Here is a 20,031-nt window from a genome sequence, read left to right as displayed (position 1 = left end):
ATTAAATCCCTAGAACTGAGCTAAAGTACCAATTCATAATTTGATCGCCCCAAATTAAACTTATCCAACCCGCAATAGCTAAGTAAGGGCCAAACGGAAACGCTTTATCTATGCCTTTCTTTTGAAGCCTAAGCTGAATTAGACCAAACACAAGACCAACAAGGGATGAAAGCAGGATTATAATGGGTAAATGTTGCCAACCTAACCAGGCTCCTAGGGCCGCGAGCAATTTGAAATCACCAAATCCCATTCCATCCTTTCCAGTCAGGAACTTAAAGCCCCAATACACAGACCATAGGCTCAAATAGCCGGTCATAGCGCCTATCACGGAATCTTGTAAAGATACTGGACTAATACCGAATACAGAAAGAGCGATACCAGCCCAAACTAAAGGTAACGTTAGTTGGTCGGGTAACAGCATGGTATCTAAATCGATAAAGGTTGCAGCTATGAGGGTAAAAGTAAAAAACAACAATGTAATACTAAAGGCACTGAAACCAAAATTGGCGGCAACAATGAAGCACATTATAGCAGTAAGCAGTTCAACAGCTGGATAGCGAATGCTAATAGGGTTGCTGCATTTGTGGCACTTACCGCGTAGTAACAGCCAGCTAAGTACTGGAATATTATCCAGTATACGTAGTTGGCTATTACATTTCGGGCACGTAGAGCGAGGGACACTTAAATTATAAGTACCTTCTGGTACTGGGATCTTATATTCAGGGAAGCACTCAGAACATTCTGCAGTCCATTCACGTTCCATCATTATTGGTAAACGATGGATCACTACATTAAGAAAGCTACCGACAATGAGTCCGAATAGAGTAGCGAGAACGGGGAATAACCATGGGTAATAGTAAAATGCTTCCATTAGAGTACGGTGCTACCAAGAGTAAGTAAGCCGATGGCTTAGGGATAAGATAATTGTATGTATACTACCCTAACACACTCATTAAGTTAAAGATTGGTAAGTACATTGCAACAACTAAGCCACCGACAACGGTTCCTAAAAAAACGATAATAAGTGGTTCTAGGATCTTACCCAAATTGTCGACGGTATTATCAACTTCAAATTCATAGATAGTGGCGACTTTGTTGAGCATATCATCGAGTTTTCCAGATTCTTCTCCAATCATTACCATTTGTAATACCATTTCAGGAAATGCGTTGGTGTTCCGCATTGCGATATACATTGGCATGCCAGCTGCGGTTTCCCTATACACTTCATTGATTGCGGTTTGGTAATGAGTGTTACCTGAGGTTTTTGCAGTTGTTTGTAAGCTCGATAAAATTGGTATACCAGAACTAAAGCTGGTGGCGAGTGTACGACTGAATTTAGCTATTGATGCTTTGGATATCACAGCTCCGATAATAGGAAGCTTTAAACCGATTTTGCTCGTTGTTAACTTCACCGTAAAGGAGCGCTTCCTAAGAGACTGAAAAATGAATATGACAGTGAACAAAACTGCGACGACCCAAATGCTGTAGCTTTGCACCCAATTAGATAGTTGCAATACTTGCTGAGTAAACCATGGTAAATCTGCGCCGAACCCTGAAAACATACTCTCAAATTCGGGTATGACCACGGTTAGCATTAAGTATGAAACGACGAGTGCTACGAGAACTACCATTGCAGGATATATAAGAGCCTTGATCACCTTGGCTCTCAATTGTTCACTTTTTTCACGGTAAGTTGCGAGCCGTTCAAAAACTTCGGATAGGTTTCCAGATTGTTCACCTGTAGCGACCAAATCAGTATAGAGATCGTCAAAGTGACGGCTTGCTGTTCTCATAGCTTTCGAAAGTGGGGTTCCAGCTTCAACTCCTTTACTGATATGAGTCAGTATTGATTTCATTTCAGCTTTGTTGTGGTTGTCCGAAACAAGTTTTATGGCCTGAATGATAGGGACACCAGTAGTCAGCATTGTGGCAAGCTGGCGGGTTAATATTGTGATATCTTTCGCTTTCACTCGGTGAGTGATTCTAGTTAAGGCGGATACGCCTCCCTTTTTAATCTTCTTTATCTGTATGTGTTGTTCTTTAAGTTTGTCTCTCACTTCCATTTCAGTTAAAGCTAGTGCCTGTCCTGATACTTTTTTTCCAGAACTGTTTATACCTTTCCAACGGTAGTTTTTTAGTTGATTCGTTTTCATTTTTTTCATGGAACAGTCCGTTGAATATTTTAGGAAGTCACTGAATTAGAAATAAAGCACGCGCTGTAATTCTTGGTGGCTAGTGAGACCTTGAGCCATCTTTTCTAAACCAGAATCTTGCAAGGTTTGCATGCCATTTTTTTTTGCGATGTCTTCAATCTCTATAATGCTGCACTTATTCATGAGGGCTTCAGCTAGGTTTTTATCAAACTTCATGACTTCGTAGAGGCCAATACGACCGGAATAACCTCCAGTACAATCATTGCACCCTGCAGAGTTTGCTTTGAAGATAAGGCAACTTTCTGCAAGTTGATGTTGAGCTTTTATCGTAGGGGAGTCATCTATAATTTTACAGTGTTCACAGAGTTTTCTAGCAAGGCGTTGGGCGATGATTAAACTTAATGAAGAAGCTAGGTTAAAAGTTTCAATACCCATATGAGAAAGACGGATTACTGTCTCCGCTGCGGAATTTGTATGTAGAGTTGATAAAACTAGGTGCCCAGTTTGCGCTGCTTTGACGGCTATCTCGGCTGTTTCTACATCACGTATTTCACCGACCATTACAATATCTGGGTCCTGACGTAAAAATGATCGTAATGCTTCGGCAAAACCAAAACCTATTTTAGGTTGAACTTGGACTTGATTGATCCCTGATAGGTTGATTTCTACGGGATCTTCTGCCGTTGAAATATTACGTTCAGGAGTATTGAGGACCCTCAAACCTGTATAAAGTGAAACGGTTTTGCCGCTCCCTGTTGGTCCTGTCATTAAGATCATACCTTGTGGGCGCTTCAATGCATCAAGGTAGAGTTGCTTCTGCTGTTCGTTGTAACCAAGCTTATCGATATCAAGATTGGCAGCACTGCTGTCGAGTAGTCGTAAAACGATTTTCTCTCCCCAAAGAGTTGGGAGGGTAGAAACTCGCATATCAATAGAAAGCTCGGCATTCAGTTTGAGCTTAATTCGACCATCTTGTGGTAAGCGTCTCTCAGCGATATCTAGTTTAGCGAGTATTTTCAAACGGGCAGACAACCTTCGACTTAAATGGCTAGCGGGTTGTTGGGTTTCTACCAAAATACCATCGCACCTCAACCTGACTCGATAGACCTCTTCATAAGGCTCAAAATGAATATCTGAGGATCGCTTACGTACAGCATCAACTAATATCTGGTTGATGAAGCGGCTGACAGGTGAGTCGTCTTTACTAAGGTCTTCAACACTTTGAATTTCGTCATCAGATACTTCCACGAGGTTGGCAAGTTCGTCTTGGCTGATTTCTTTTATATTTGAATCTGAATTCTGAATGTTCCGTCCATATAGACGACGAATAGCACCTTCTAGAACCTTGAAGTTAGCGAGTACTAATTCGATTTGTAGACCTGTTGCAAAACGAAAGTCATCTTCAGCTTGTAGATTGGTTGGGTCCGCTATTGCGATAGTGAGAGTAGAAGACGACTCATACAAAGGAAGGGCTTGGTAACGGGTTATGAGTTCACGTAAACCGAGGCTTTCACACAGCAGCTCATATTGATAGTGAGATACATCAGTGACCGAAAGTCCAAATATCGTACTTAAATGCTCTGCCAATTCGTTATAGCTGATTAAACCCAATTGTACTAAAGCTTCTGGTGTTGAAGTACCAGAAGCTTGGATATGAGCGATTACAGCTTGTTCTTGAGTCAGGCTAAGTAAACTAGCCTGACGTAGAATTGTTGGGAGGTTGGTAAGCACTATACACAGCCATCAACAGGGATAGTCGCTTGTTTGCTATTGGTACAAACCCACCCAGTAGTCCCCCTCACAAATTTTATTGTTGCAGCATTGATAGAGCTTGATGCACCAAAAGTGAATAGTAGTGTGTCATCTGCGGAAATTGAAATTACACCTAACGTATTCGCAGCGCCTGTTGTTCCTAGGTCACCTAAACTTGTTGCTTGTGCAATGACACCTTTCTCTTGGTGGATTAACTCTGCTGGTGTAATTAGTGCTCTCATAGTTGCTAGGCCTGAGGAAAGTTCCCCTTTAGTAACATAGTTTTTGTATGCGGGAATTGCTACAGCAGATAAAACACCAATTATGGCCACAACAATCATTAACTCAATTAGAGTGAAACCTTTTTGTTTCTTCGTGTTTATTACATTTTTCATATTCATTTCCGTATAGATTAATTAATCACTAACCTGTGATGTGGGAATGATAAGTGTCTGAATGAATAAGAAAATGTAGTCGAGGATATGGCGCGAGTGGTTTAGTGTTTATTCGGCTTAGTTTTCACTGAGCGCTCAAATAAATGCGATCAAGTTAATGCGAAAATCTAGATTAATTTTCAAGCAGAAAATAAAAAAGCTGAATCTAAGTTAGATTCAGCCTTCATGATAACGGTCTAATTTAATTATTAGACGAAACGCATTGATAAGTCCATAGCTTTCAAGTGCTTAGTAAGTGCACCTACTGAAATGTAGTCGACACCAGTTTCTGCATATTCGGCGATGGTATCGAGCGTAATATTTCCTGAGTTTTCAAGAGCTGCGCGACCCGCATTAATTTTAACTGCTTCACGCATCATATCTTTCGTGAAGTTATCGAGCATGATGATGTCTGCGCCAGCATTGATCGCTTGTTCTAGCTCTTCTAGGCTTTCCGTTTCAACTTCTACTGATTTTCCTGGGTTGAGCTCTTTCGCGGTTGAAATAGCTTTCTCGATACCGCCACAAGCGATGATGTGATTTTCTTTAATTAGATATGCATCAAATACACCGATACGATGATTGAAGCCCCCACCACATGCTACTGCGTATTTTAATGCGCTACGTAGGCCTGGGATTGTTTTACGAGTATCGAGTAGGCGACATTCTGTGTGCTTAATTTTATCTGCGTATATAGACGTTGTAGTTGCGCAGCCAGATAACGTCTGGATGAAGTTCATTGCGTTACGTTCACCGGTAAGCAGAGCGCGAGCTGGTCCCTCAAGTGTACATAACGTTTGGTTTGGCTCCACTCGATCACCATCTTGAACATGCCAGGTGATCTTAACTTCCCCACCGAGTTGCTTAAATACTTCGTCAGCCCAAGCTTGACCGCAGAACACACCGTACTCACGGGTGATAATAGTCGCTTTGTTCATTGCATCAGCGGGGATTAGACTTGCAGTAATATCTGCTGACACATCTAACGTTCCACCAAGATCTTCTTTAATTGTTTCTGCAACCGCGCGAGTGATCTCGTTTGGTAGTTGCTGCTTTAGGTAGTCAAGGCGTTCGTGGCTGTTATGTGTGTTTTTCATCGCAAATCTAATCTTGAAAGGAAGTGAGGTTGGAATGATACTCTTGCTTGAAATCAAATTAAAGAGCTGACCCAACACTGTGCCTTGGGATAGCTCACATCTATAGTCATAGATGTACTCAGTTAAGGGATAAAATGAAAATTGATAGCTCAGGGTGGTGTAGTTCAGCGAGGAAAGTTCCTTCTTCTTATTACGATAAGCGACCGGAAGAAGAAAGTGTTTCGCTTCTTGTTGTCCACAATATTAGCCTTCCGCCAGGGGAGTTCGGTGGACCCTATATCGAGCACTTCTTCACAGGAAAACTGGATCCTGATGAGCACCCGTTTTTCAAAGTGATTCATACCATGGGAGTGTCGGCACATTGTTTGATTCGCCGAGATGGTGAAATTGTACAGTTTGTTTCTTTTTTAGACCGAGCTTGGCATGCTGGGCAATCAAGCTTTGCGGGCAGGGAACGATGTAACGATTACTCAATTGGCATCGAACTAGAAGGTAGCGATTACACTGCTTATACCGACGAGCAGTATCGTGCTCTATCTCAAATATCAGCGCAAATTATGCAAAGCTACCCTCAAGTCACTTTACCTAGAATTACAGGTCACCAATACATTGCACCGTTGCGAAAAACCGATCCCGGTCTATGCTTTGATTGGCAACGTTATCGCACAGCGCTGAAATCATAATGACATAGAAAAATGAGACTGTTACTGGATTGTAGCTGTCAGGTAGCATTTATATTTGCAGTATTTATTCAGTGCCAGTGGAAAACTAAGAAAGTTCTTTCGATGGCGTAGAGAAGAGTGGATGTTAAATGTAATGAGTTATGAGTACTTAAATCAAAAAGAATGAGACTTAAAGTACATTTCTTCTGATTATTAGCTTCATATTTTGTCACTTTTTCCCATATAAATTCAATTTATCTAGCACGCATACTCCCCAAAAGTATTATTGCTGTAAATGGTAAGACCAATTTAGTTATTGTTTTAACTTTCGTATGTTAAACCTAGGTTAATTCGCGCTGTGTTCTATGATGTGGGTCAAATTTCGACTGGACAGTAGCGTTTTAATTATGTTAATTTCTGCCCAAATTAAAATTGGTATTACCAATTGACTGCGAAAAAAGAAGAACAATAAATTATGGCTTATCAAAGGATTCGTCAGCCTAAGCTTTCTGATGTTATTGAACAGGAACTTGAAAGGTTGATTGTGGAAGGAACACTAGCGCCAGGGGAACAACTTCCTCCAGAGCGTGAGCTGGCAAAACAGTTCGATGTGTCTCGTCCTTCAATCCGTGAAGCTATACAACGTTTAGAAGCAAAACGCTTGCTTACCCGCCGTCAAGGTGGAGGAACGTTTGTTAGTGAAAATATCTGGAAAAGCTTTTCAGATCCTTTGCTTAATTTGTTGTCTACGCATTCCGAAACCCAACTAGACTTGTTGGAATCGCGACACGCGATGGAAGGCATTTCTGCTTATTTTGCAGCTCTACGTGGTACCGAAGAAGACTTTGCTCGTATTCAAGCATGCCAAGATAAAATTCGTGGTGAGCAAGAAAAAGGCGATATCGAGGCTGAATCGACAGCGGTGATGGCATTCCTTATAGCCTTGACGGAAGCTGCACACAATGTGGTTCTATTGCACATTGTACGTAGCCTAGCTCCGTTACTTGAGCAAAACGTCTTAGAAAATTTAAAACTGTTGCATCGTCGTAAAGACGTTGTGGAGAAAGTAAGCATACATCGAGCTAATATTGTAGATGCGATTGTTTCAGGCCAGCCAGAACAGGCGCGTGAAATGTCACACTCTCATTTAGCTTACATCGAAGAAACATTGCTGGATTTGACTCGTGAAGCATCGCGCCGCGAACGTTCACTTCGTCGAATTCAACAGGGTAAAGAGTCGTAATACTTCGGCTTTTTACGTGTTTAGTAGAATCCAACTAACAAAAAGGATAGACCGCCATGTCTGACATGAAGCATGACGTTGATGCTCTGGAAACTCAAGATTGGTTAGAAGCTCTTGAGTCAGTAGTACGTGAAGAAGGTGTAGAACGTGCACAGTTTTTACTAGAACAAGTTCTAGATAAAGCGCGTTTAGATGGCGTTGATATGGCTACAGGTATCAACACTAACTACATCAACACAATTCCAGCAGCGCAAGAGCCAGCTTACCCTGGTGATGTAACTCTTGAGCGTCGTATTCGTTCTATTATTCGCTGGAACGCAATCATGATCGTATTGCGTGCTTCTAAGAAAGACCTAGACCTTGGTGGTCACATGGCTTCTTACCAGTCAGCAGCAGCGTTCTATGAAGTATGTTTCAACCACTTCTTCCGTGCTCCAAACGAGACAGACGGTGGCGATCTAGTTTACTACCAAGGTCACATTTCTCCTGGTATTTACTCTCGTGCATTCGTTGAAGGTCGTCTAACTGAAGAACAGCTAGATAACTTCCGTCAAGAAGTTGATGGTAAAGGTATCCCTTCTTACCCGCACCCGAAACTGATGCCTGAGTTCTGGCAGTTCCCTACAGTATCTATGGGTCTTGGCCCTATCTCTGCTATCTACCAAGCGCGCTTCCTTAAGTACCTTGAAGGCCGTGGCCTGAAAGAAACTTCAGCGCAACGCGTATACGCGTTCCTAGGTGACGGTGAGATGGATGAGCCAGAATCACGTGGTGCTATTTCTTTCGCTGCGCGTGAGAAGCTAGACAACCTATGTTTCCTAATCAACTGTAACCTACAGCGTCTAGACGGCCCTGTAATGGGTAACGGTAGCATCATCCAAGAACTTGAAGGCCTATTCAAAGGCGCAGGTTGGAACGTTGTTAAAGTTATCTGGGGTAGCAACTGGGATTCTCTACTAGCTAAAGACACTACTGGTAAGCTTCTTCAACTAATGAACGAAACTATCGATGGTGACTACCAAACATTCAAATCTAAAGATGGCGCATACGTACGTGAGCACTTCTTTGGTAAGTACCCAGAAACAGCTGCACTAGTTGCAGATATGACTGATGACGAAATCTTCGCACTTAAGCGTGGTGGTCATGACTCTTCTAAACTGTTCGCTGCATTCAACAATGCAAAAGAAACAGGTGGTAAGCCGACTGTAATCCTAGCTAAGACTGTTAAAGGTTACGGCATGGGTGATGCAGCTGAAGGTAAAAACATTGCACACGGTGTTAAGAAAATGGACATGACTCATGTTCAACACCTACGTGATCGCCTAGGCCTAGAAGACATCCTTTCAGACGAGAAAATCGCTGAACTTCCATACCTAAAACTGGAAGAAGGTTCTGCTGAATATGAATACATGCACGCTCGTCGTAAGTCTCTACACGGTTACACGCCTGCACGTCTTCCTAAGTTTACTCAAGAGTTCAAAGTTCCTGAGCTAGACGCATTCGCACCTCTACTAGGTGAGCAGAAGCGTGATATCTCTACAACTATGGCTTACGTACGTACGCTAAACATCCTTCTTAAAGATAAGAACATTGGTAAGAACATTGTTCCTATCATCTGTGATGAAGCACGTACATTCGGTATGGAAGGTCTATTCCGTCAGGTTGGTATCTACAACCCACACGGTCAAGACTACACTCCAGAAGATAAAGGCATCGTTTCTTACTACAAAGAAGCAACGTCTGGTCAAGTACTTCAAGAAGGTATCAACGAACTAGGTTCAATGGCGTCTTGGGTTGCAGCGGCAACTTCATACAGCACCAACGACCTACCAATGATCCCGTTCTACATCTACTACTCAATGTTCGGTTTCCAACGTATTGGTGACATGGCATGGCTAGCTGGTGACCAACAAGCTCGTGGTTTCCTACTTGGTGCAACTGCAGGCCGTACAACGCTAAACGGCGAAGGTCTACAGCACGAAGATGGTCACTCGCACATCATGGCGAACACAGTACCTAACTGTATCTCTTACGACCCAACGTTTGCTTACGAGCTAGCGGTAATCATGCAAGACGGTATCCGTCGCATGTACGGTGAGAACCAAGAGAACGTTTACTACTACCTAACAGTAATGAACGAAAACTACGCAATGCCAGCAATGCCAGAAGGCGCTGAAGAAGGCATCCGTAAGGGTATTTACAAGCTTGAGTCTTACGCTGGTTCTAAGTCTAAAGTTCAACTAATGAGCTCTGGTACTATCATGAACGAAGCGCGTAAAGCAGCTAAGATCCTGAGCGAAGAGTACGGCGTAGCATCTGACGTATTCTCAGTAACATCGTTCAACGAACTAACTCGTGACGGCCAAGCGGTAGAGCGTGACAACATGCTTCACCCAGAAGCAGAAGAGAAAGTACCGTACATCACAACTGTTCTTGGTAACGAACCTGCAATTGCAGTAACGGATTACATGAAGAACTACGCTGAGCAAGTACGTGCATTCATGCCTTCTGAATCTTACAAAGTACTTGGTACTGATGGTTTCGGTCGTTCAGACAGCCGTGAAAACCTACGTCGCCACTTCGAAGTAAACGCAGGCTACGTTGTTGTTGCTGCTCTTACTGAACTGGCTAAGCGTGGTGATGTTGAGAAGTCAGTAGTTGCAGAAGCAATTGCTAAATTCGGCATCGACGCAGACAAAATTAACCCGCAATACGCATAAGACTTCCATTAATTAAGGAAACAAACAATGACAATCGAAATTAATGTACCTGACATCGGTGCTGATGAGGTTGAAGTAACTGAGATTCTTGTAAACGTTGGCGACAAGGTTGAAGAAGAACAGTCACTAATCACTGTTGAAGGCGACAAAGCTTCAATGGAAGTTCCTGCGTCTCAAGCGGGTATCGTTAAAGAAATCAAAGTAGCAGAAGGCGATTCTGTTTCTACTGGTTCTTTAATTATGATCTTCGAAGCGGAAGGTGCTGCAGCAGCACCGGCTGCGCCAGCAGTTGAAGCGGCGGCACCAGTTGCAGCAGCTCCTGCAGCGGCAGCTGAGCTTAAAGAAGTACACGTTCCAGATATCGGCGGTGATGAAGTTGAAGTAACTGAAATCATGGTTGCTATCGGTGATGCAGTAGAAGAAGAGCAATCTCTTCTTACTGTTGAAGGCGATAAGGCTTCAATGGAAGTTCCTGCACCATTCGCTGGTATCGTTAAAGAAATCAAGATCGCTTCTGGTGATTCAGTTTCTACTGGTTCTCTAGTAATGGTATTCGAAGTAGCTGGTTCAGCACCTGCAGCAGCTCCGGCTCCTGCGGCGGCACCAGTTGCAGCGGCTCCTGCAGCATCTGCTGAGAAAGAAGTGAACGTTCCTGATATCGGTGGTGACGAAGTAGAAGTTACTGAAATCATGGTAGCGGTTGGCGATACAGTAGAAGAAGAGCAATCTCTAATTACTGTTGAAGGCGACAAAGCTTCAATGGAAGTTCCTGCACCATTCGCAGGTACAGTAAAAGAAATCAAGATTGCAGCTGGTGACAAAGTGTCAACTGGTTCTTCAATCATGACTTTCGTTGTTGAAGGCGCAGCACCAGTAGCAGCGGCACCTGTCGCTTCTGCACCAGCGGCGGCTCCGGCAGCAAAAGCAGCAGCTCCAGCGGCAACTGCACCAGCAGCAACTACAGATGACTTCCAAGAGAACGGTGAATACGCTCACGCGTCTCCAGTTGTTCGTCGTCTAGCTCGTGAGTTCGGTGTAAACCTAGCGAAAGTTAAAGGTACTGGTCGTAAGAGCCGCGTACTTAAAGAAGATGTTCAGTCTTACGTTAAAGATGCACTTAAGCGTCTAGAGTCTGGTGCTGCGGCATCTGGCAAAGGCGGCGACGGTTCTGCACTTGGTCTACTACCATGGCCAAAAGTTGATTTCAGCAAGTTCGGTGAGACTGAAGTTAAGAAACTTTCTAAGATTAAGAAGATTTCTGGCGCTAACCTGCACCGTAACTGGGTAATGATCCCTCATGTTACACAATGGGACAATGCAGATATCACTGAGCTAGAAGCATTCCGTAAAGCACAGAACGCTATCGAAGCGAAGAAAGACACTGGCATGAAGATCACTCCACTTGTGTTCATCATGAAAGCAGTTGCTAAAGCGCTAGAAGCATTCCCAGCGTTTAACTCTTCTCTTTCTGAAGATGGCGAAAGCATCATTCTTAAGAAGTACGTAAACGTGGGTATCGCAGTTGATACACCAAACGGTCTAGTTGTTCCTGTTTTCAAAGACGTGAACAAGAAAGGCATTTACGAGCTATCTGAAGAGCTAATGGCTATTTCTAAGAAAGCACGTGCTGGTAAGCTAACAGCTTCTGATATGCAAGGCGGTTGTTTCACAATTTCTAGCCTTGGCGGTATCGGCGGTACTGCATTTACGCCAATCGTAAATGCACCAGAAGTTGGTATCCTAGGTGTATCTAAGTCTGAAATGAAGCCAGTATGGAATGGTAAAGAATTTGAACCACGCCTACAGCTTCCACTGTCTCTATCATACGACCACCGTGTGATTGATGGTGCAGAAGGTGCACGTTTCATTACTTTCCTAAACAGCGCACTATCTGACATTCGTCGTCTAGTACTGTAATTTTAGAAAGTAATTATTAAGGTGACTTTCGGGTCACCTTAATTCTTTATACAAAGACTATTTTTAGACAATAATTTCCATCTTCTCTCATAAACTGATGGGTAATTGTTGTCTAGCTCACAGGCTAACTTAAAGCTGCTTTCACACTGTTAACATCTCTGTAAAATGTTTGCTGTTTGAAAGCCCAATAATTTAAGAACATCTACTCAGCCTGTTAGGGATAATGACTACAAGAGGTCACAATGAGCAAAGAAATTAAAGCCCAAGTTGTTGTACTTGGTTCAGGTCCTGCTGGTTACTCAGCTGCATTCCGTTGTGCGGATTTAGGTCTAGAAACAGTACTAGTTGAACGTTACAGCACTCTTGGTGGTGTATGTCTAAACGTTGGTTGTATTCCATCAAAAGCTCTTCTTCACGTTTCAAAAGTAATTGAAGAAGCAAAAGCGATGGCAGAGCACGGCGTTGTATTCGGCGAGCCACAAACGGATATCAACAAAATCCGTATCTGGAAAGACAAAGTTGTTACTCAGCTGACTGGCGGTCTTGGCGGTATGGCTAAGATGCGTAACGTAACTGTTGTTAATGGTTTCGGTAAGTTCACTGGCCCTAACAGCATTCTTGTTGAAGGCGAAGGCGAAGCAACTACGGTTAATTTCGACAACGCAATCATTGCTGCGGGCTCTCGCCCAATCAAACTTCCGTTCATCCCACATGAAGACCCACGTATTTGGGATTCTACAGATGCACTAGAGCTTAAAGAAGTACCTGAGAAACTGCTTATCATGGGCGGTGGTATCATCGGTCTTGAGATGGGTACGGTTTACCACTCTCTAGGTTCTAAAGTTGAAGTTGTAGAGATGTTCGATCAAGTTATCCCAGCTGCGGATAAAGACATCGTTAAAGTTTTCACTAAGCGCATTAAAAACAAGTTCAAGCTAATGCTTGAGACTAAAGTTACTGCGGTTGAAGCGAAAGAAGACGGTATCTACGTTTCAATGGAAGGCAAAAAAGCACCAGCTGAAGCTGAGCGCTACGATGCTGTTCTTGTTGCTATCGGTCGTGTTCCAAACGGCGCACTTATCGATGCTGAAAAAGCGGGTATCGAAGTTGATGAGCGTGGTTTCATCAATGTTGATAAGCAAATGCGTACTAACGTTGCTCATATCCACGCGATCGGTGATGTTGTTGGCCAACCAATGCTTGCTCACAAAGGTGTGCATGAAGGTCACGTAGCTGCTGAAGTTATTTCTGGTAAGAAGCACTACTTCGACCCTAAAGTAATTCCATCAATTGCGTACACTGAGCCAGAAGTTGCTTGGGTAGGTAAGACTGAGAAAGAAGCGAAAGCTGAAGGCATCAACTACGAAGTTGCTACTTTCCCTTGGGCTGCTTCTGGTCGTGCTATCGCATCTGATTGTGCAGACGGCGTAACTAAGATGATCTTTGATAAAGATACTCATCGCGTAATCGGTGGTGCTATTGTTGGTACTAACGGTGGTGAACTTCTTGGTGAAATCGGCCTAGCAATTGAAATGGGTTGTGATGCAGAAGATATTGCACTTACTATCCACGCTCACCCAACTCTACACGAGTCTGTTGGTCTAGCTGCGGAAGTATTTGAAGGTTCAATCACTGACCTTCCAAACAAAAAAGCAGTAAAAAAGAAGAAGTAATTCTTTTTTAGCTACTCGCTAATGTTTTTAAAAACCGCTGATGATTCAGCGGTTTTTTTATATCCGTAATAAATTCAAGACTGAAGCGTTTTTCTAAGGTGTCCTACCTTTAAGCATAATACCCGTCGTCAGAGCAGCAGTGGACTCTCGCTTCTAGTAGGTATAAAACAAGCTTGCACGAGGCAAGCTTTTAATTAGCTATGTAGCGTAGCGAAAGCTATTTATAGATGCAAAGCATGTCTAGGTAGCTTGTCGTTAGTTTATCGAGCTCTGCTTGCGACTGAGCGCGGTTTGCTTGAATAAATAGAGAGTAGCAAATACCGTGGAACAAGTTCGCAAGATGCTTAGGGTCATGATTGTCACACACTTCCCCACGTTCAATTGCTTTGCTAAACATATTTTGAACAAGCATTTGATTAGTACGATTCGTTGTTACAAACAGCGGCCATACTTCATCGCGAGTTGATGCACTCCACTCAAACCACACTTTAAGCCAATGGCAGTCATGAGCAACGAGCGTAACCATTTCGGTCGCAATTGTGTTTAGGTTTTCTTTCGCGTGAATATCTAGGTCGATATTGTCCGAAAGGAAGTTAGAGAATTGACGTACAACGTGGTTAAGCACTTCGTCGACGAGATCTTCTCTGGTTGGAAAGTAGTTGAAGACAGTTGCGACTGAAACTTGAGCAATCTCAGCAATGTCTGCATGTCCACCACGCCCTATGCCCCGACGAGCAAATACTTCTAGCGCGATTTCCATTAATTGGAGTTTTCTTTTCAAAGGTGAAAGCCTTGTTCTCGGTCTCTTAGCTATTGAGTCCATATTATTTTCCTTGCCAATGAGTTTTTATTTTAATGATTATTTTGTTATTTAAGCCCAATGAGTGTAATGGTGCATATGCAAATGGTCAAATGTTTATGGCTATTTTGTAGGCAGTTATATCAAATGTGATACGCATTCTGTGACTTATATAGGGTGCTGTGTTGTTAGTGGGAGATGCGGAAGTTTAGAGTGCACACTTCGAGCACAATATATAAGTAAATGTTGGGCTAAGGTGGTGCGCCTTTTTGAGCAGTGCTAAACTTAGCCCGAAATGAACGGCAGGGTTCTAGTTTGCCGTAATCACTAAATAAAATGAGAGCAGTATGAAGCATACAGTTGAAGTCATGATCTCTGAGCAAGAAGTTCAAGATCGAGTAAATGAACTAGGTAAGCAGATCACGGAACATTACCAAGGTAGTGAAGATCTAGTACTAGTTGGCTTATTGCGTGGATCTTTCGTCTTTATGGCCGATCTTGCTCGTGCAATTGATCTTACTCACCAAGTCGATTTCATGACGGCATCAAGCTACGGCAATGCTATGGAAAGCTCGCGTGATGTGCGCATTCTGAAAGATCTTGATGATGATATTCAAGGTAAAGACGTACTGCTTGTTGAAGATATTATCGATACTGGTAACACGTTAACTAAGGTGAAAGAGATCCTTAGCTTACGTGGACCTAAATCAATTGAAATTTGTACTCTGTTAGATAAACCTTCACGTCGTGAAGTCCACGTAGACACTAAGTGGATTGGTTTTGAAATCCCGGATGAATTCGTTGTTGGTGTTGGTATCGATTACGCTCAAAAATATCGTCACCTTCCATATATTGGTAAAGTTGTTCCTCAAGAATAAGCTTTCTCAGATATATGAATTGAATTAAAAACGCCCGCTATCTAATAGCGGGCGTTTTCATTTGGATGTGAAACCTCAGCGTATCGTGATGTTTACTTTAGAACATCACTGCTTAGAATCTTAGCCATAGCTGCTTGATAATTGACTTCTAGAGACTCTCGGCTAGAACAACGCACGCCTAGATCTTGAAGTTTGCCATCACCAATACCGTAAACCACACCATGAATTTCAACCTCTTGCCCGCGTTCCCAGGCATTTTGTAATACTGTTGAATTGCCAAGGTTGTACACTTGTTCTGCTGCATTAATTTCACACAGTTTATCAGCCCACTTTTCCTTTGGCATTTCACCTAACCAATTACGATGTTTTAGGTAAAGATCGCGAATATGCAGGAGCCAGTTGTTAATAAGCCCCAACTGAGGGTTTTCAATCGCAGCTGTCACACCACCACAACCATAGTGACCACAAACAATAATATGCTTAACTTTAAGGACATCTACAGCATACTGGACCACTGATAAACAGTTTAAGTCGGTATGAATCACTTGGTTTGCGACGTTACGGTGAACAAAAAGCTCACCCGAATATAGACCTGTTAAGCGTTCAGCTGGTACGCGGCTGTCAGAGCACCCAATCCATAGGAAGCCAGGGTTTTGTCCTTCTTCAAGAGTSGCAAAGTATTCTGGTCGCTCCGATTTAATGGATTCGGACCATTTAGAATTWTTGTCAAAAAGTTGTTTAATTTCCGGCATCTTATCTCTTACACCCTAAAAAGAACTTTGCTCACTATACACAATGTTACAAAATCCTTCCTATAGAAAATGACGGTTAGAGTACTCATCTGACGTGTTCTCGCCGCTAAAATCATATACTTCCTGTTATTAACATTATTCTGTTATATACCATATCGAATCGGTGGTAGCATCCGATTCAATAGCTTAATAACATTAAGCATATTGATGTGTTTTGAATTTCTATCAGCAGGGAGCTGTGTTTTGTTTGGAAGTCGTTTTGAAGATATCAACCTAAAGGGTGATATGTTTGGTGGCGTTACTACTGCCATTATCTCTTTACCTTTAGCTCTTGCTTTTGGTGTGGCCTCTGGCGCAGGTGCTGAAGCCGGCTTATGGGGCGCCATTATGGTGGGCTTGTTTGCTGCATTATTTGGTGGGTCAAACACCCTAATCTCTGAGCCAACCGGCCCCATGACCGTTATCATGACTGCTGTTATGACTAGTATGGTCGCTAAGTACCCTGAAACGGGAATAGCGATGACTTTTACTGTCGTAATGATGGCTGGTGCATTTCAGGTTTTATTAGGCACATTAAAACTAGGAAAGTACATCACATTGATGCCATATAGCGTGATCTCCGGCTTTATGTCGGGAATTGGCGTTATCTTGATAATCCTCCAACTTTCTCCATTACTTGGGCATGCTGCGCCGACTGGTGGCGTAATGGGCACTTTGTCAGCGCTGCCTGACACGCTGGCTAACATGAAAGCAAGCGAGCTATTCCTTGGATTACTAACGCTTGGCATCCTCTTTTTATTCCCAGCCAAATATCGCAAATATGTGCCTGCTCAGTTGGTCGCATTAGTCGCTGTTACACTATTGTCTGTGATTATTTTCGATACTGATTCGATTCGTCGTATTGGTGAAATACCTGCGGGTCTACCATCTTTTGTTGCACCGACCATAAGCCCTGAACTGTTCACGACGATGCTTATCGATGCCTTAGTACTTGGTACGTTAGGCTGTATTGATACCTTGTTGACTGCCGTTATCGGTGATTCATTGACTCGTAAAGAGCATGACTCAGATAAAGAGTTACGAGGGCAGGGTATTGCGAATATGCTATCTGGCCTATTCGGCGCACTGCCTGGTGCTGGTGCGACAATGGGAACAGTAACGAATATTCAAGTGGGTGCTCGTTCGCCTCTTTCTGGCGTTATCCGTGCACTTGTCCTGGCGTTAGTCGTTTTGGTCGCAGGTGGATTGACCGAGCCTATTCCAATGGCCGTGCTGGCTGGTATCGCTGTCTATGTTGGCTTCAACATCCTTGATTGGAGCTTTATCCAACGCGCCCATAAGGTCAGTTATGCCGGTATGTCGGTCATGTATGGCGTGATGTTACTGACGGTGTTCGTTGATTTGATTGTTGCTGTTGGTTTGGGTGTCTTTATTTCTAATATCTTGATTATTGAGCGTTTAAGCCGAGAGCAAGCACGACAAGTAAAAGCTATTAGTGATGCCGATGATGAAGATGACTTACCACTTACTCAAAGTGAACGAGAGTTGCTTGATAGTGCGAATGGGAAAGTACTGTTCTTCTATCTGTCAGGACCAATGATATTCAGTGTATCGAAAGCGATATCCCGTCAGCATTCCAGTATCGCTGATTATGAAGCGATGATTTTAGATTTAACAGATGTCCCTATGATAGATGTAACCGTAGGGTTAGCACTTGAGAATGCGATTAAAGATGCGTTAGATGCGGATTGTGAAGTGTATTTACTTTGCCCGAATCAAAGTACTCGAGAGCAACTTGAGAAGTTTCATGTGATAGATTTAGTGCCTGAATCTAATACTTATCGCTTTAGATACGAGGCTTTAAACGCCGCAAAATCGTATGTAGAAAGAGATGAACACCAGTTTGAATCTGTATAGATAAGTACTTAGGTACATTGGACGCCACTTTATTTTTAGTAAAGTGGCGTTTTTTTTGAAAGGCATAAATATATAAACTTCCAAATAAGTGGAAATGAACGTTTGTGTTAATCGTTATTCGACGATAGACTTGATGGTGAAATGGTCACACTGGTTCTACGTGGTATCTGATACTTAAGTAAAATAACTAAATGATGATCTCACTAATTTTAAGGTAAATGGTACGAATCTCATGTACGCATTAGAAATTGAGCAATTAAGAAAAACTTATGCTGGTGGCTTTGAAGCTCTCAAAGGCATAACTTTGCAGGTGAAAAAGGGTGACTTTTACGCTCTATTAGGGCCTAACGGTGCWGGTAAATCGACGACTATCGGGGTTATTTCCTCTTTAGTAAATAAGACGTCCGGCAAAGTAAAAATATTCGGTTATGACATAGATAAAGATCTTGAACTGGCTAAACAAAACCTTGGTTTAGTGCCCCAGGAATTCAACTTTAACCCGTTCGAAACCGTTGAGCAGATCGTACTTCAGCAAGCTGGTTACTACGGTGTTCCTAAAGCGTTAGCGAAAGAACGTGCTGAAAAGTATTTATCTAAGCTCGATTTGTGGGAAAAACGCAACGAACGTGCTCGTAATTTATCTGGTGGTATGAAGCGCCGTTTGATGATTGCTAGAGCCTTGATGCATGAACCTCAATTGCTGATCCTCGATGAGCCGACTGCTGGTGTTGATATTGAACTGCGTCGTTCGATGTGGGAATTCCTTCAAGAGATCAATGCTAAACAAGGTATTACGATCATTCTTACCACTCACTACTTAGAAGAAGCGGAAATGCTGTGTCGTAATATCGGCATCATTAATCGTGGTGAGCTGATTGAGAATACGACCATGAAGGCATTGCTTGGTAAATTGAGCGTAGAGACTTTCATTCTCGATTTAGAGGAAGGAACTCAAGAGCCACACCTATCTGGTGTGAATAGCCAAGTCATGACGAATGGCTCTTTGGAAATTGAACTGGATAAAAATCTTGGGCTGAACACCATCTTCAGTCAATTATCAGAACAAGGCGTTAAGGTGCTCTCTATGCGTAATAAGGCCAACCGATTAGAAGAACTGTTTGTCAGTATCGTCCGTGAGGGGAGTCAGTAAATGTATCAGTTATATTGGACTGCTTTTCGTAGCTTATTAGCAAAAGAAGTGAATCGATTTACCCGTATTTGGGTACAAACTTTAGTTCCACCCGCTATTACTATGACGCTGTACTTCATTATTTTCGGTAACCTAATTGGTTCGAGAATCGGTGAAATGAATGGCTTTAGTTACATGGAATACATTGTTCCTGGTTTGATCATGATGTCGGTCATTACCAATTCATACTCTAATGTCGCTTCATCATTCTTTAGTGCTAAATTTCAAAAGAATATTGAAGAGTTATTGGTTGCACCTGTACCAAACTACGTGATTATTGCAGGTTTTGTGATGGGCGGTGTTGTGCGTGGTTTGCTTGTCGGCACTATTGTTACTTTTGTCTCTTTGTTTTTTGTAGATCTGCAGGTTGATCACTGGGGAATCATCATCGCAACTGTCTTTTTGACATCGGTTGTTTTTGCGCTAGGTGGTTTAATTAATGCGGTATTTGCACGCACGTTCGACGATATTTCGATTATTCCTACGTTTATCCTAACGCCTTTGACTTACCTTGGTGGTGTGTTTTATTCGATCAGTTTATTGCCTGAATTTTGGCAGGGCGTTTCTAAATTAAATCCAATTGTTTATATGGTGAATGCGTTTAGATATGGCTTCTTAGGTGTTTCAGATGTAGGTATAGTGACTTCTTTCAGCGTCCTAGGCCTGTTTATAATAGTGCTGTATGCCGTTGCACATTATTTAGTGACTAAAGGTATTGGCTTACGTTCATAGGCTGATTTAGACATATAAGTTCGTGAATGGGGTTGGTGCATGAGTACCAACCCTTTTTTATTGGCTCTACTCGTGAAATTAAAGGAGTGAGAAAGGAGACTGTGAATACATAA

16 protein-coding genes are annotated in these 20,031 nt (G+C 42.6%); 9 read left to right on the top strand and 7 right to left on the bottom strand.

All coding sequences use genetic code 11. The annotated features are described in order from the left end of the window. Position 1: 1 nt before the first annotated feature. From L4C33_RS03925 to nadC, 5 genes are all read right to left on the bottom strand, one after another. Positions 2-871: a prepilin peptidase gene (locus L4C33_RS03925; RefSeq protein WP_428811149.1), complete on the bottom strand. Its 870-nt coding sequence runs from the start codon at positions 869-871 to the stop codon at positions 2-4. Positions 872-935: 64 nt separating this feature from the next. After that, on the bottom strand, positions 936-2,162 hold the full coding sequence (locus L4C33_RS03920; RefSeq protein ID WP_428811148.1) for a type II secretion system F family protein: 1,227 nt from the start codon (positions 2,160-2,162) through the stop codon (positions 936-938). Between the two features lie 36 nt (positions 2,163-2,198). Then, positions 2,199-3,884, bottom strand: coding sequence for a type IV-A pilus assembly ATPase PilB (gene pilB / locus L4C33_RS03915; protein WP_428811147.1), 1,686 nt, complete (start codon positions 3,882-3,884; stop codon positions 2,199-2,201). Beyond that, on the bottom strand, positions 3,884-4,300 hold the full coding sequence (locus L4C33_RS03910; RefSeq protein ID WP_428811146.1) for a pilin: 417 nt from the start codon (positions 4,298-4,300) through the stop codon (positions 3,884-3,886). Before L4C33_RS03910 ends, pilB begins: the two co-directional genes overlap by 1 nt. A 248-nt stretch (positions 4,301-4,548) precedes the next feature. Beyond that, a complete protein-coding gene (gene nadC / locus L4C33_RS03905; protein WP_428811145.1) occupies positions 4,549-5,436 on the bottom strand; it encodes a carboxylating nicotinate-nucleotide diphosphorylase in 888 nt (295 codons plus the stop codon). 134 nt (positions 5,437-5,570) lie between these two features. On the opposite strand from nadC, the gene ampD reads away from it, so the two are divergent. The 5 genes from ampD (at position 5,571) to lpdA (ending at position 13,651) form a co-directional block, all read left to right on the top strand. Next, positions 5,571-6,119 (top strand): 1,6-anhydro-N-acetylmuramyl-L-alanine amidase AmpD, encoded by a 549-nt coding sequence (ampD, locus tag L4C33_RS03900; protein ID WP_428811144.1) that lies wholly within the window; start codon positions 5,571-5,573, stop codon positions 6,117-6,119. 454 nt (positions 6,120-6,573) lie between these two features. Next, positions 6,574-7,341: a pyruvate dehydrogenase complex transcriptional repressor PdhR gene (gene pdhR, locus L4C33_RS03895; RefSeq protein ID WP_428811143.1), complete on the top strand. Its 768-nt coding sequence runs from the start codon at positions 6,574-6,576 to the stop codon at positions 7,339-7,341. A gap of 56 nt (positions 7,342-7,397) precedes the next feature. Beyond that, complete coding sequence (gene aceE / locus L4C33_RS03890; RefSeq protein WP_428811142.1) at positions 7,398-10,061, top strand: pyruvate dehydrogenase (acetyl-transferring), homodimeric type; 2,664 nt, start codon at positions 7,398-7,400, stop codon at positions 10,059-10,061. 27 nt (positions 10,062-10,088) lie between these two features. After that, a complete protein-coding gene (gene aceF, locus L4C33_RS03885; protein WP_428811141.1) occupies positions 10,089-11,978 on the top strand; it encodes a pyruvate dehydrogenase complex dihydrolipoyllysine-residue acetyltransferase in 1,890 nt (629 codons plus the stop codon). Between the two features lie 242 nt (positions 11,979-12,220). After that, positions 12,221-13,651 carry a dihydrolipoyl dehydrogenase gene (gene lpdA, locus L4C33_RS03880; protein WP_428811140.1) on the top strand — a complete coding sequence of 477 codons (1,431 nt, stop codon included), beginning with the start codon at positions 12,221-12,223 and terminating at the stop codon, positions 13,649-13,651. Between the two features lie 217 nt (positions 13,652-13,868). On the opposite strand, the gene L4C33_RS03875 is transcribed toward lpdA, so the two are convergent. Then, positions 13,869-14,474 carry a LuxR/HapR/OpaR family quorum-sensing transcriptional regulator gene (locus tag L4C33_RS03875; RefSeq protein WP_428811139.1) on the bottom strand — a complete coding sequence of 202 codons (606 nt, stop codon included), beginning with the start codon at positions 14,472-14,474 and terminating at the stop codon, positions 13,869-13,871. Positions 14,475-14,797: 323 nt separating this feature from the next. Between L4C33_RS03875 and hpt the strand changes: the two genes are divergently transcribed. After that, entirely contained in the window at positions 14,798-15,328 is a 531-nt protein-coding gene (gene hpt / locus L4C33_RS03870) for a hypoxanthine phosphoribosyltransferase (protein ID WP_428811138.1), read from the top strand. A gap of 92 nt (positions 15,329-15,420) precedes the next feature. On the opposite strand, the gene can is transcribed toward hpt, so the two are convergent. Beyond that, positions 15,421-16,080: a carbonate dehydratase gene (gene can, locus L4C33_RS03865; RefSeq protein WP_428811137.1), complete on the bottom strand. Its 660-nt coding sequence runs from the start codon at positions 16,078-16,080 to the stop codon at positions 15,421-15,423. Positions 16,081-16,365: 285 nt separating this feature from the next. Between can and L4C33_RS03860 the strand changes: the two genes are divergently transcribed. The 3 genes from L4C33_RS03860 (at position 16,366) to L4C33_RS03850 (ending at position 19,918) form a co-directional block, all read left to right on the top strand. Further along, positions 16,366-17,997, top strand: coding sequence for a SulP family inorganic anion transporter (locus L4C33_RS03860; protein WP_428811165.1), 1,632 nt, complete (start codon positions 16,366-16,368; stop codon positions 17,995-17,997). 232 nt (positions 17,998-18,229) lie between these two features. Further along, positions 18,230-19,147 carry an ABC transporter ATP-binding protein gene (locus tag L4C33_RS03855; protein WP_428811136.1) on the top strand — a complete coding sequence of 306 codons (918 nt, stop codon included), beginning with the start codon at positions 18,230-18,232 and terminating at the stop codon, positions 19,145-19,147. Next, a complete protein-coding gene (locus L4C33_RS03850; protein WP_428811135.1) occupies positions 19,148-19,918 on the top strand; it encodes an ABC transporter permease in 771 nt (256 codons plus the stop codon). The last annotated feature ends 113 nt before the right edge of the window (positions 19,919-20,031 follow it).

Origin of the sequence: Vibrio makurazakiensis, assembly GCF_050337375.1 — a bacterium.
Lineage (GTDB): Bacteria > Pseudomonadota > Gammaproteobacteria > Enterobacterales > Vibrionaceae > Vibrio > Vibrio makurazakiensis.
This window is presented reverse-complemented; position numbering and strand designations above follow the sequence as displayed.